Origin of the sequence: Micromonospora sp. KC606 (genome assembly GCF_004348675.1) — a bacterium.
Classification (GTDB): domain Bacteria; phylum Actinomycetota; class Actinomycetes; order Mycobacteriales; family Micromonosporaceae; genus Micromonospora.
Map to the genome: position 1 here is coordinate 28,766 of NZ_SMKN01000031.1, position 12,195 is coordinate 40,960.

Annotated in this window: 12 protein-coding genes and 1 pseudogene; 6 read left to right on the plus strand and 7 right to left on the minus strand. The window is 72.5% G+C overall.

Translation table 11 applies throughout. The features are described from left to right. Positions 1-83 precede the first annotated feature (83 nt). Entirely contained in the window at positions 84-1,052 is a 969-nt protein-coding gene (locus E1193_RS10110) for an NAD(P)/FAD-dependent oxidoreductase (RefSeq protein WP_132182486.1), read from the plus strand. 34 nt (positions 1,053-1,086) lie between these two features. Here the strand turns inward: E1193_RS10110 and E1193_RS10115 are convergent, their stop codons facing one another. Continuing rightward, complete coding sequence (locus E1193_RS10115) at positions 1,087-1,776, minus strand: TetR/AcrR family transcriptional regulator (RefSeq protein ID WP_132182488.1); 690 nt, start codon at positions 1,774-1,776, stop codon at positions 1,087-1,089. 142 nt (positions 1,777-1,918) lie between these two features. On the opposite strand from E1193_RS10115, the gene E1193_RS10120 reads away from it, so the two are divergent. After that, the gene (locus E1193_RS10120) at positions 1,919-2,836 is read left to right on the plus strand and encodes an NAD-dependent epimerase/dehydratase family protein (protein WP_132182490.1); all 918 of its coding nucleotides are present in this window, start codon (positions 1,919-1,921) and stop codon (positions 2,834-2,836) included. 11 nt (positions 2,837-2,847) lie between these two features. Here the strand turns inward: E1193_RS10120 and E1193_RS10125 are convergent. Beyond that, positions 2,848-3,820, minus strand: a pseudogene (locus E1193_RS10125) (DMT family transporter). After that, on the minus strand, positions 3,817-4,848 hold the full coding sequence (glpX, locus tag E1193_RS10130) for a class II fructose-bisphosphatase (RefSeq protein ID WP_132182492.1): 1,032 nt from the start codon (positions 4,846-4,848) through the stop codon (positions 3,817-3,819). Before glpX ends, E1193_RS10125 begins: the two are co-directional and overlap by 4 nt. Positions 4,849-5,005: 157 nt before the next feature. Here glpX and E1193_RS10135 point away from each other — a divergent pair, with 157 nt between their 5' ends. Together E1193_RS10135 and E1193_RS10140 are read left to right on the plus strand one after the other, a co-directional pair. Continuing rightward, positions 5,006-5,608, plus strand: a complete 603-nt coding sequence (locus E1193_RS10135; protein WP_132182494.1) for a DUF4245 domain-containing protein — start codon at positions 5,006-5,008, stop codon at positions 5,606-5,608. A 310-nt stretch (positions 5,609-5,918) separates the two neighbouring features. Next, the gene (locus E1193_RS10140; protein ID WP_132182496.1) at positions 5,919-6,764 is read left to right on the plus strand and encodes a hypothetical protein; all 846 of its coding nucleotides are present in this window, start codon (positions 5,919-5,921) and stop codon (positions 6,762-6,764) included. Positions 6,765-6,912: 148 nt separating this feature from the next. Here the strand turns inward: E1193_RS10140 and E1193_RS10145 are convergent, their stop codons facing one another. The 4 genes from E1193_RS10145 to E1193_RS10160 all read right to left on the minus strand — a co-directional run bounded on the left by E1193_RS10145 (position 6,913) and on the right by E1193_RS10160 (position 10,158). Next, entirely contained in the window at positions 6,913-7,125 is a 213-nt protein-coding gene (locus tag E1193_RS10145; protein ID WP_132182498.1) for an exodeoxyribonuclease VII small subunit, read from the minus strand. Beyond that, positions 7,125-8,351 (minus strand): exodeoxyribonuclease VII large subunit, encoded by a 1,227-nt coding sequence (gene xseA / locus E1193_RS10150; RefSeq protein WP_132182500.1) that lies wholly within the window; start codon positions 8,349-8,351, stop codon positions 7,125-7,127. Before xseA ends, E1193_RS10145 begins: the two co-directional genes overlap by 1 nt. Before the next feature lie 15 nt (positions 8,352-8,366). Further along, positions 8,367-8,552 carry a hypothetical protein gene (locus E1193_RS10155; protein WP_132182502.1) on the minus strand — a complete coding sequence of 62 codons (186 nt, stop codon included), beginning with the start codon at positions 8,550-8,552 and terminating at the stop codon, positions 8,367-8,369. Between the two features lie 85 nt (positions 8,553-8,637). After that, positions 8,638-10,158 (minus strand): serine hydrolase domain-containing protein, encoded by a 1,521-nt coding sequence (locus E1193_RS10160; protein WP_132182504.1) that lies wholly within the window; start codon positions 10,156-10,158, stop codon positions 8,638-8,640. Positions 10,159-10,629: 471 nt separating this feature from the next. Here E1193_RS10160 and E1193_RS10165 point away from each other — a divergent pair, with 471 nt between their 5' ends. After that, positions 10,630-11,616, plus strand: a complete 987-nt coding sequence (locus E1193_RS10165; RefSeq protein WP_132182506.1) for a 4-hydroxy-3-methylbut-2-enyl diphosphate reductase — start codon at positions 10,630-10,632, stop codon at positions 11,614-11,616. A gap of 41 nt (positions 11,617-11,657) precedes the next feature. Beyond that, positions 11,658-12,101 carry a hypothetical protein gene (locus E1193_RS10170; protein ID WP_132182508.1) on the plus strand — a complete coding sequence of 148 codons (444 nt, stop codon included), beginning with the start codon at positions 11,658-11,660 and terminating at the stop codon, positions 12,099-12,101. Positions 12,102-12,195: the final 94 nt, after the last annotated feature.

Genomic DNA, 12,195 nt, shown 5'->3' on the forward strand with positions numbered 1-12,195 from the left:
GGCGATGCTTGCCCGGCCGGGGTGACCGGCCTACCGTCGGCACCAGCACGCGTTGATCCGCCGAGCGGAAAGCGACGGTACCCATGCGCGAGGTCGATGTCGCGGTGATCGGAGCCGGTCCGGCGGGCCTGTTCGCGGCGTACTACGCCGGGTTCCGCGGGCTGTCGGTGGCGGTGGTCGACGCGCTGCCCGAACCGGGCGGGCAGATCACCGCGATGTACCCGGAGAAGCTCATCCACGACGTCGCCGGTTTCCCCGCCGTCAAGGGGCGGGACCTGGTGGCGAACCTCGTCGCCCAGTCCGCCCCCTACCACCCGGACTACCTGCTCGGCTGCCGCGCCGAGAAGCTGTGGTACGCCGACGGGCGGCCGGTGCTCGGCCTGGCCGGCGGTGATCAGCTGCGCTGCGGGGCGGTGCTGGTCACCGGCGGGCTGGGCAGCTTCAGCCCGCGTCCGCTGCCGGTGGCGGAGGGCTTCGTCGGCGCCGGGGTCGTCTACTTCGTACCGGAGCCGGCCGCGTTGGCCGACCGGGACGTGCTGATCGTCGGCGGCGGTGACTCGGCCTTCGACTGGGCGGCGACCCTGCAGCCGGTGGCCCGATCGGTGACGCTGGTGCACCGTCGCGAGCGGTTCCGGGCGCACGCCGGCACGGTCGCCCGGGTGCTGGCGTCACCGGTACGGGTGATCGTCAACGCCGAGGTGACCCGGCTGCACGGCGACGTCGCGGTGACCGCCGCCGAGATCTCCGTTCGCGGCGGCGCCGCCGAGACCCTGCCTGTCGACACGGTGGTCGCGGCGCTCGGCTTCACCGCCGACCTGGGGCCGCTCGCCGAGTGGGGGCTGCGCCTGGACCGCCGGCACATCGTGGTGGACAGCGCGATGGCCACCAACCTGCCCCGGGTGTTCGCCGCCGGGGACATCACCGAGTACCCGGGCAAGGTGCGGCTGATCGCCACCGGATTCGGCGAGGCGGCGACCGCCGTCAACAACGCGGCGGTCGTCATCGACCCCGCCGCGCACCTCTTTCCCGGCCACTCCTCCGACGCCGGCTGACCAGGGCAGCCGCCGGGTTGTCGGGCCGCGGCGATCAGCGGGGCAGGCCGACGAGGTCGGCCATCAGGCCGGTCTGGTGGTCGAAGTACGCGTCGCGGTGCGGGATGGCGCGATCGAGCCGGCCGAACAGCTCGAAACTGATCAGCCCGAACAGGTGCGTCCAGCTGGCCATGCCCCTTGCCAGCAACGGCTCGGGCAGGCCCGGGGACAGGGCGGCGGCGATCTCGGCCAGGTCGTCGCGGACCTGCTCGGGCAGCTCGTCGTCAGGTGCGGCGAGGTGGCCGTCGGCCAGCCCGTCGCGGAGGATGCCGACCAGGGTCAGTGGGGGGCGCTGGGCCGGCAGGACGGTGTCGTCGGGGGCGGCGTACCCGGGGACCGGGCTGCCGTAGAGCAGCGTGTACTCGGCGGAGTGGGCGAGTGCCCAGTCGCGGGCGGCGCGGCAGACGGCGTGCCATCGACCGCGCAGGTCGTGCCGGTCGGCTGTGGCGTCAGCCGTCTCCACCGCGTCGCCGAGGGCTTCGTACGCCTCGAGGATCAGCACGGTGAGCAGGTCGTCGCGACTGGGGAAGTAGCGGTAGATCGCCGAGGAGACCATGCCCATGTCCCGCGCGACCGCGCGCAGCGAGAGGTTGGCGCCGTCGGTGGCCAGGTGCCGCCGGGCCACCGCCTTGATCTCGTCGATCATCTCGGCACGGACCCGGGCGCGGATGGAGGGAGCGGACACGCCATCCACTCTGCCACGTGCCGGAGCGCTATTCAAAAAAAAGAGCAGTGCTCTTGACGAACTGTCGACGGGTGGTCAGGCTGGGAGCACAACAACGAGAGCAGCGCTCTCGATCGTTGCCCCTGCTTCGAAAGGTGTTCCCATGTCGCTGCACGTGATCGTCGGAGCCGGCCCGGTCGGTACCGCCACCGCCCGACTCCTCGCCGAGCGGGGCGAGCGGGTCCGGATCGTCACCCGGCGCGGCACCGGCCCCGAGCACCCGGCCGTCGAGCGGGTCGCCGCCGACGCCGCCGACCCCGCCCGGCTCACGGCGCTCACCGAGGGCGCGGTGGCCCTCTACAACTGCGCCAACCCCGCGTACCACCGTTGGACGACCGACTGGCCGCCACTGGCCGGCGCGCTGCTCACCGCCGCCGAGCGGGCCGGCGCGGTCCTCGCCACCGTGGGCAACCTCTACGGCTACGGCCCGGTCGACGCCGCGATGACCGAGCAGACCCCGCTGCGCGCCACCGGCAGCAAAGGGCGGGTCCGCAACCAGATGTGGACCGACGCCCTCGCCGCCCACCGGGCCGGCAGGGTCCGGGTCACCGAGGTACGCGGCTCCGACTACCTGGGCGCCGACGGCACCAGCCTGCCGATGCTGGTGCTGCCCCGGGTGCTCGCCGGGCAGCGGGTGTTCCTGCCGGTCGACTGGGACGCCCCGCACACCTGGACCTACATCGCCGATGTCGCCCGCACCCTGGTCGCCGCCGCCACCGACGTGCGGGCGTGGGGACGCCCCTGGCACGTGCCCAGCCCGCCCGCCGTCCCGATGCGGGAGTTGGCCGTGCGGGCGGCCGTGCTGGTCGGCGCGCCCGCGCCGAAGCTGACCCGGATGCCCTACCCGGTGCTCTGGGCCGGCGGCGTGGTCAACCCCTTCGCCCGTGAGCTGCGGGAGACCGCCCACCAGTTCACCCGGCCGTTCCTGATGGACTCGACCGCGGCGACCGCCACCCTCGGCGTCGAGCCGACCCCGCTGGACCGGTCGCTGAAGGAGACGGTGGAGGCGCTGTGCCGCTGAGCCGGACGGCGTCAACGGCGCGGCGGCGGCCCGAGCGCCGCGACCAGCACCGCGACCATGGTCAGCGCCGCGCCGGCCAGGGTCGCCGGCCCCGGGTGCGAGGCCGCGGTCGGCAGGAACAAATCCAGCAGGACGGCTCCGATGATCTGCCCCCGCGATGGTGGCCAGCCCGAACAACAGCACCCCGGTGAACCGGACGACGGCCGCCGCGACGGCGATGAAGACGATGCCGATCGGTCCACCCAGGTACAGCCAGGGCTCGCCCGGGAGGACCCCGGTGGGTTGGCTACGGACGGCCACGTCCACCGCGAAGGTGGCGAGCAGGGCCACCGTGCCGACCGAGAAGTTGACCAGCGTGGCGGTCAGGGCGCTGCCCGAGGCGTCCCGGACCCGGCCGTTGACCGCCTGCTGCCAGGCGATGCCCACCCCGGCCAGCAGCGGCAGCGCGGCCGACGCCAGCGCCCCCGGGTCCCCGAGTCGGTCACCCGCCGCCAGCAGGACGGCCACCACCGTCAGCACCGCGCCGGCCAGCCTCGCCGGGGTGATCCGCTGGCTGCCAGACGGGCCCACTCCGGCCCGATCCACCGCGAGACTGCTCGCCGACTGGCCAGCCACCACCGCCACGGTGAACACCGCCACCCCCAGGGCGCCGACGGTGAGCCCCTGGGTGGCCACCAGGAACGCCCCGCACACCCCGCCCAGGCACTGCCACGGGCGCAGCGTCCCCACGCGCAGCGCCGCGTGCAGCTCACGCAGGCCCCGCCGTCCGACCGGGATGGCGGGGACCAGCACCAACAGCACCAGCAGACCCAGCCCGAAGGAGACCGCCGCCGCGGCGATCCCGTCGGCCAGGCGTACCCCCAGTTCGCCGTTGATCCGGGACTGGGCCGCCACGGCGACTCCCGCCGCGGTCGCCAGCCCGACGCCGGCGATCCGACGGGACGCCGGGACGGTCGGCGGGGCGGCCGTCCCGGTCGCGCTCACTCCTGTTCGGCCAGCGGACGCCCGTCGAAGTCGACCGCCGAGTAGAGGGCCAACTTCTCCAGGCGGTGGTACGAGTCGATCACCCGGATCGTGCCGCTCTTGGAGCGCATGACGATCGACTGCGTGTACGCCCCGCCCGCCCGGTACCGCACCCCGCGCAGCAGGTCGCCCGAGGTGACGCCGGTGGCCACGAAGAAGCAGTTGTCCCCGGTGACCAGGTCGTCCGTGGTGAGCACCCGGTCCAGGTCGTGACCGGCGGCCAGGGCCTTCTCCCGCTCCTCGGCGTCGCGCGGCCAGAGCTTGGCCTGCATGACCCCGCCCATGCACTTGAGGGCACAGGCCGCCGTAATCCCCTCCGGGGTCCCGCCGATGCCCATCAGTACGTCGACGCCGGATTCGCCCCGGGCTGCGGTGATGGCGCCGGCGATGTCGCCGTCGGAGATGAACCGGATGCCCGCCCCCGTCCGCCGGATCTGCCCCACCAGGTCGTCGTGGCGGGGACGGTCCAGCACGCAGACCGTGACCTCGGAGACGTCGGTGCCCTTGACCTTGGCGATTCGGCGGATGTTCTCCGCGACCCCGGCGTTGATGTCGACCGCGTCGGCGTACATCGGGCCGACGGCCAGCTTCTCCATGTAGAAGACGGCGCTCGGGTCGAACATCGCGCCCCGCTCGGCCACCGCCAGCACCGCGAGCGCGTTCGGCATGCCCTTGCTCATCAGGGTGGTGCCGTCGATCGGGTCCACCGCAACGTCCACCTCGGGACCGGTGCCGTCGCCCACCTCTTCACCGTTGAAGAGCATCGGCGCGTTGTCCTTCTCGCCCTCCCCGATCACCACCACCCCGCGCATCGGGATCGAGTTGATCAGCTTGCGCATCGCGTCGACGGCTGCTCCGTCGCCGCCCTCCTTGTCGCCCCGGCCGACCCAGCGGCCGGCGGCCATCGCCGCGGCCTCGGTGACCCGGACCAGGTCGAGGGCAAGGTTGCGGTCGAGATCCTGGGGGATCCGCGTCCTGGTGTTCGACATGTGGCTTCCTCCTCGCGACGTTGCGGGGTGGACCGGCAGGGTGCGGCGTCGCCGCTGCCGGCTTTGTCGCTGATCCTCACACGATGCCAGCTCCGGACCCGGAGCGGGGCGAAGGTGGGCCGGATCTCCTCGCCCGTGGGGCTGCGAGAATGGACCGGTGGAACCCGCACAGCCTGCCGACCGCGTACCCGCCGCCCAGACCCCGCCGGAGGGACAGCCGCCGGCAACGCCGCTCGCCGGGAAGGAGAAGACCCGCTCCGAGCGCTCGCCGAAGGACATGGCGCTGTCGCTGCTGGTGCTGCTCGTCCCGATCGCCCTGCTGCTCGCCTTCTACCGCGGCTTCCTCGGCGGCGAGCAGCCCGTCGTCGTCGACCCCGACCCCGCCTACGAGTCGGCCCGGTCGGCCGATGCCTTCCCGGTCAGCGAACCCGCCGGGCTGAGTTCCGGCTGGCTTACGGTCAGCGCCAGCTACCGCACCGTCGACGGCGGCGCGAACCTGCGCGTCGGCTACCTCACCCCGGAGGGGCGGGGCGTGCAGCTCGTGCAGAGCAACGTCCCGCCGGAGAAGCTGCTCCCCCACGAGCTGACCGCCCAGGGGCAACCCCAGGGCCTCACCGATCTGGGTGGGCGCAACTGGCAGCGGTACACCGGCCGGGGTAACGACCAGGCACTGGTGCTGCTCGAACCGGATCGCACGGTGCTCGTCGTCGGCGACGCCCGTGAGGGCGAGCTACGTCAGCTCGCCGGCTCCCTCCGCTAGGGCGTGTCTCCTGGATCATCGGTCTGGCGTTCGGTAGGTAGATCGGCGTGTCGCGACGGCATGAGTTGACCGATGAGGAGTGGAAGCTGCTGGAACCGTTGCTGCCCGCGGACCCGCCGCGGGGTGGCCGGTGGCGGGATCACGCCCCCGTCTTCGGGCGGGATTGCCGAAGGCGGCATCCGGGAACAGGAGGTACGCGACCTCGTCGGCGCGTACTCTCGGCCGACGGGCTCGTGCGGCGGAGCAGGAGCAGGGCCCGCCGCCACGCCTCCGGCGCTCGCGCGGGCCGGACGATCGATGAGAGGTTTCCGTGACCATTCGGCGCTTCAGCGCGGCGGTCTTCGCCGCGACGCTCCTCACGCCCGGCCTCACCGCCTGCACCAGCACCGGGACCGGCGAGGCGGGGGTCTCCGCGTCCCCCACCACCTCCGGCAGCGCCTCACCCGGGGCCACCGGTGTTGTCGACGGCGACGCCAAGCAGGCTCTGCTGGACTCGACCAACGCGATCCGCACCGGGAACTTCCGGTTCACCATGGCCGGTGCCGGCTCCACGGCGGAGGGGCAGGTGCACGAGCCCAGCCAGAGCGCCGAGATGCACGTCATGATCGGCGACGCGTCTTCGGACCTGATGATGAAGCTGGACCTGATCCACGCCAAGCCGGACAGTTGGGTGAAGCTGGAACTCGGCGGGACCTCCGCCAGTAGCGTTCCCGGGGCGCAGCAGCTCAACCTGGGCAAGTACCAGCACCTCGACCAGACCCGGATCAAGGGCAACCGGGCGCTGGGCTTCGACTTCGAGGCCATCGACCCGGCCGGCAGCGAGGTGCTGACCCGGGGGATCACCGAGGTCCGGCAGACCGGCGAGGGCAGTTACGCCGGCACGCTGGACGTGTCGAAGGCGGCCGAGGCCGGCGCACTCGACCCGTCGGTGATCACCGCGCTCGGGCAGCAGGCGAAGTCGGTGCCGTTCACCGCGAAGCTGGACCCGCAGGGCCGGCTCAGCGAGCTGGTCGTCCGGATCCCGGCCGCCGGCCAGAACGCCGCGCAGGACATCAAGATCACGTACGCCGACTACGGCAACGCCACGGCCGCCCAGAAGCCGCCGGCCGGCCAGGTGGTCGAGGCGCCGCCGGAGTTCTACAAACTGTTCAACTGACCGGCGTCAGCATCCGCCGATTCCGGGCGGCCCCGTACGGCATGGCTCCATGCGCCGCGACTGGCGGTGTCCGCGTCCAGGGACACCGCCGTTCGCGTCGAACGGAGTCGATCGAGCGCCCGCTCGGGCCGGTCGGGAAACCCGGGCGTCAGGACTCAGCCGCCTGGCGCGCGGCGTCGATCCGGGCCCGCGCACCGTCCAGCCAGCGCTGGCAGGTCGCAACCAGCCGTTCGCCGCGCTCCCAGAGCGCCAGGGACTCCTCCAACGACGTGCCGCCGGCCTCCAACTTCTCCACCACCTGCGCCAACTCGGCGCGGGCCTGCTCGTAGCTGAGCCGCTCGTCGTTCTTCGCTTCGCCCATCACGACTTCCTCATCGCCTCGACGGTCACGCCCAGCTCGCCCTCGGCGAGGCGTACCCGTAATGGATCGCCGTTGTCCACGTCGCCCGCCGCACGCACCACGTGGCCGTCGGCGCGCTGCACGATCGCGTATCCCCGGTCGAGCGTGGCGGCGGGGGAGAGGGCACGCAGCCGGGCCAGGGTGTGCCGCAGATCTTCGGCAGCGGCGCCGACGCGGTGGTCAAGGCAGCGGCCCGCCCGGTCGCGCATCGCGGCGACCTCGCCGGCCCGCTGGTCGACCATCACCTGCGGGCGGGCCAGCACCGGACGGGACCGCAGCAGGTCGAGGCGGTGCTGTTCCCGGTCGACCAGATTGCGCACCGCGCGCTCCAGCCGCGAGCGGGCCTGGCCGATGAGGCGTACCTCCTCGGTGAGGTCGGGGACGATCCGCTTCGCCGCGTCGGTCGGCGTGGACGCGCGGACGTCGGCGACGTGGTCGACCAGCGGCGCGTCCGTCTCGTGACCGATCGCGCTGACCACCGGGGTACGGCAGGCGAAGACCGCGCGGCAGAGCGCCTCGTCGGAGAAGGGCAGCAGGTCCTCGATGCTGCCGCCGCCCCGGGCCAGGACGATCACGTCGATGGTGGGGTCGGCGTCGAGCACCCGCAACGCGTCGACGATCTGCGGCACCGCGCCCGGCCCCTGCACCGCCACGTTGACCGTGCGGAACTCGACCGCCGGCCAGCGTCGCCGGGCGTTGGTGAGAACGTCCCGCTCGGCGGCCGAGGCCCGGCCGGTGATCAGCCCGACCCGCTGGGGCAGGAACGGCGGCCGGCGCTTGCGGGCCCGGTCGAAGAGCCCCTCGGCGGCGAGCAGCTTCTTGAGCTTCTCCAGCCGGGCCAGCAGCTCACCGAGCCCCACCTGGCGGATCTCGTCGGCGCGCAGGCTTAACGTACCCCGGGCCGCGTAGAACTCGGGCTTGGCGTGCAGCACCACCCGGGCCCCCTCGCGCAGCTCCGGTGCGCCGGAGTCGAGGACGTCCCGGTTGGTGGTGACGGTCAGGCTCAGGTCGGCGGACGGGTCGCGCAGGGTGAGGAACACCGTGCTGGCGCCGGGGCGCCGGCTGATCTGCGCGACCTGCCCGTCCACCCAGACCCAGCCGAGCCGGGCGATCCAGGCGCCAACCTTCTGGCTGACCACCCGGACCGGCCAGGGCTCCTCCGGGGTGCTGCGGGGGGCGTCGGTCACCCGCCCACCCTACGGTCAGGCCCCGACGACCTGACCCAGGCCCGACAGGGCGTGCCGCTCACCGGGCCGGGCGGTGAGCACCCGGGGATCGGCCTCGTCTGCCGCGACGGCGGCGCCCACGCTGATCGAGGTGGCCGGGGTTCTCCGAACGTAGCCGATGACAGGGCATTCGCTTATGTCGGGGAAGGGCGCGGTCAGCACCGAGTAAGTCTTCCAGTCTTGCCTGGGACACCCTCTCGGACAGGCACGACGGCCCTTCGTTGGCGGTGCGTACGAGGTAGCCCGGCTAGGACAGGAGCGACCGCGGGTTGAAGGTGGTGGCCCGCCGTCCGCCACGGGCGGCGTGAGGCGCGCCGCGGCGGAAGAGTCGGCCACCGAAACGGAACCACTGGACCGTCCCGTCCGGGCCGCGGACGAAGTTCGCGCGTATGCCCTCCTCGGTGCCGCCTCTCAGGGGCAGGTCGACCACGTGGTCCTTGCGGTAGAACGCGAACCCGTCCACCGCCTGGCCGTCGAACATCAGCACCAGCCGGCCGTTGTCGGCGACGAATTCGAATTCCAGCGTGTAAACGGCGCCGTCGATGCCGATCTGCTGACCGGAGTAGCGGCCCAAATACGGCGCGAGCTGGGCGTCGGTGAGCGTGAGCGGGGGCGCGGGGATGTTGCTGACCCCGGCGAAGCGGCGCAGCGCCCAATCGTCGACGAACAGGTCGTCGAGCAACGCGGTCCCGGCGTCGGAGTTGGTGAGCACCGTGATGGCGAAGTCGCGGGCGGGCACCATCAGGAAGCCGCTGTGCTGCCCGGCCCAGTCGCCCCCGTGCTGCACCACCGTGGGTCCCTCGGCGGTCGGCCGCAGCATCCAGGTGACGCCGGCGCCGTCCAGCTCGACGAACAGGGTGCCGCCGGGGCCGGGACGGGACCGCATCGCGCGGATCGAGCGGCCGCTCAGCACGCGACCGCCGTCGCCCAGGTGGAATCGGGCCCACCGGATCTGGTCGCGTGCGCTGGAGATGAGCGCGCCGGCCGGGTGGAGCGAGCGCGGAACCCACCAGGACTCCGGCGAGACCACGATGCCGCCGGTGGCCGGGTCGTAGACGTGCGGCTGCGCGACCCGGGCGCCGGGGATCTCGTCCAGGAAGAACCCCGATCGGGTCAGGCGGAGCGGATCGAGCAGGCCTCGCCGCACCTCTTCCTCGTACGAGCGCCGCGTCACCACCTCGATCAACCGCCCGGCCAGGGACAGCGCGGCGTTGTTGTAGGCGAACACCCGGCCGGGCGGGGTGAGTTGCGGGAGGCGGTCCATCGCGGCGACGTAGCGGGCGAGCGCCCCGGCGTCGTCGCCGGTGTCCAGGAAGAAGTCGCCGAGCCAGCCGGTCGTGTGGTTGAGCGTCTGCCGGACGGTCACCCGCGACGACGCCGCAGCATCGGCGGTACGGAAGCCGGGAAGGTAGCTCCGGACCGTACGATCAAGATCGATTTTGCCCTGCTCGACGAGACGCATGATGGCCGCACCGGTGAAGGTCTTGGTGGTCGAGGCGACGCGGAAGACCGTGTCGCCGTCGACGTCCTCGGGAGCGTCGGTGCGGGTGACGCCGAAGCCGCGGACGTATTCCTTTCCGCGATACCAGAGGCCGAGGCCGACGCCGGCGATGCCGTACCTCTCCATCCCGGCCTGGATCTTCTCTTCGAGCTCCCGGACGGCCGACGGAACCCGGTTGGGTCGTTGCGGCGCGGGAGCGGCGGTGACGAAGCCACCGGCCGCGGTGGCGCGTAGGAGGTTGCGACGGGACAACTGTTGTGGTGGCATGAGAACCCCCGCGGTTGAGGTCGAGCCTCCAATTTAGACGTGCGGCGCAAACAAGCGGGCCGGGGCGCATCACGCACCGTCGGGTTCTTCACGGCCGCCAACACCCGGACATGCCGCAGCTAACGCGCGCTCGGCTCGCTGCGGCTCGTTACCATGTGTGACTCTTCGCCCGCGCCCAACCAGCCAGGGGAACACCTCGATCACCATCGGGTCGACCGCCCGAAGACGGAGGAGGGTCGCCGGTGGTGACACTGGGGGCAGCCGCCTCCCGCTGCGCGTCGTGCACCTCGGCCAGGTCGGCGCCGGCCCAGGCAATGAGCTCGATCTCGCGTCCGGGATCACATGGCTGGGGTCCTCCGTGCTTCCCGGGGCCCCGCGCTGCCGGTCCGCCCATTCTGCCAGGCCCGTGCCCCGGCTGTGGTACGGATTGCGGCCCCTGCCGGCGGTGGGGGCGGCACGTACGATGGTCGGGTGACTCAGGCTGAGACGACTCCCCGGACCGGCAAGCGCGTGCTCCTGGCCAAGCCCCGCGGCTACTGCGCGGGTGTGGACCGGGCGGTGCAGACCGTCGAGGAGGCGCTGAAGCTCTACGGCGCCCCGATCTACGTGCGCAAGCAGATCGTGCACAACAAGCACGTGGTGCGAACCCTGGAGGCCAAGGGTGCGGTCTTCGTGGAGGAGAACGAGGAGGTGCCCGAGGGCGCAACCGTCATCTTCTCCGCCCACGGGGTGGCCCCCGAGGTCTACGAGCAGGCCCGGGAACGCTCGCTGAAGGCGATCGACGCGACCTGCCCGTTGGTGACCAAGGTGCACCAGGAGGCCAAGCGGTTCGCCGCAGAGGACTACGACATCCTGCTCATCGGCCACGAGGGGCACGAGGAGGTCATCGGCACCGCCGGGGAGGCCCCCGCGCACATCCAGCTGGTCGACGGCCCCGACGGTGTGGACAAGATCACTGTGCGTGATCCGAACAAGGTCGTTTGGCTGTCCCAGACCACCCTGTCGGTGGACGAGACGATGGAGACGGTGGCCCGCCTCAAGTCCCGGCTGCCGCTGCTGCAGTCGCCGCCCAGCGACGACATCTGCTACGCCACCTCCAACCGGCAGCACGTGGTCAAGGAAATCGCCCCCGAGTGTGACGTGGTGATCGTGGTGGGCTCGCGCAACTCCTCCAACTCGGTACGCCTGGTCGAGGTGGCCCTGGACGCCGGCGCCCGCACCGGGCATCTGGTCGACTTCGCCCACGAGATCGACGACGCCTGGCTGGTCGGAGCCGCCACGGTGGGCCTGACCTCCGGCGCCAGCGTGCCGGACGAACTGGTGCAGGAGGTGCTGGCGCACCTCGCGGCGCGGGGCTTCACCGACGTCGACGAGGTGGTCACCGCCAACGAGCGACTGACCTTCTCACTGCCGCAGGAGCTCAAGCGGGACATGAAGGCGGCGGCGGCCCGCGGCTGATCGGCCGGAACGGATCGCGGCCCGGGCGCGTCCCATCGGGCATGAAGACTCCTCGGATGGCTCTCGTCGCGCTGGTCGTCGGTGCGGCGCTGACCGCCTGCGGCGGCGCGGGCACCCCCAGCCCTTCGGAAGGATCCCCGGTGACCAGTGCGCCCGCCCCTGACCCGGCCGAGTCGAGCACCGCGCCGCCGACGGCGTCCGCCCCAGCCCCGCCACCCACCGTGTCCCCCACGGTCCGGTCGCCGATCAAGCCGTCCGGGCCGAGGCTGCCACCGGGCGTGGGCGCGGTGGAGGTCTCCGGCACGGTGACCGCCGGCGTGGAGCCGGGCTGCCTGATGCTCGACGGGTTCCAGCTCCTCGGGGGCCCGCGTGACGTGCTGACTCCGGGAGCGAAGGTCACCGTCACCGGCAAGCCCCAGCCCGACCTGCTGACCACCTGCCAGCAGGGCACCCCCTTCACGGTCGAGTCCGCCCGCCGTTCCTGACACCGCCCACGGCCCGGCCTGCCTCCACCCCCGGCCGGCCCCGCATTTCGTTGATTATGAGGCTGGCGGCGACATTTCGGACAGCGCCTACCGC

Bases quoted from the DNA above. Each gene is read 5' to 3' on its own strand.
- glpX (WP_132182492.1), bottom strand. From the start codon at position 4,848: ATGTCGAACACCAGGACGCGGATCCCCCAGGATCTCGACCGCAACCTT.
- E1193_RS10120 (WP_132182490.1), top strand. From the start codon at position 1,919: ATGTCGCTGCACGTGATCGTCGGAGCCGGCCCGGTCGGTACCGCCACC.
- E1193_RS10170 (WP_132182508.1), top strand. From the start codon at position 11,658: ATGAAGACTCCTCGGATGGCTCTCGTCGCGCTGGTCGTCGGTGCGGCG.
- E1193_RS10110 (WP_132182486.1), top strand. From the start codon at position 84: ATGCGCGAGGTCGATGTCGCGGTGATCGGAGCCGGTCCGGCGGGCCTG.
- E1193_RS10160 (WP_132182504.1), bottom strand. From the start codon at position 10,158: ATGCCACCACAACAGTTGTCCCGTCGCAACCTCCTACGCGCCACCGCG.
- E1193_RS10145 (WP_132182498.1), bottom strand. From the start codon at position 7,125: ATGGGCGAAGCGAAGAACGACGAGCGGCTCAGCTACGAGCAGGCCCGC.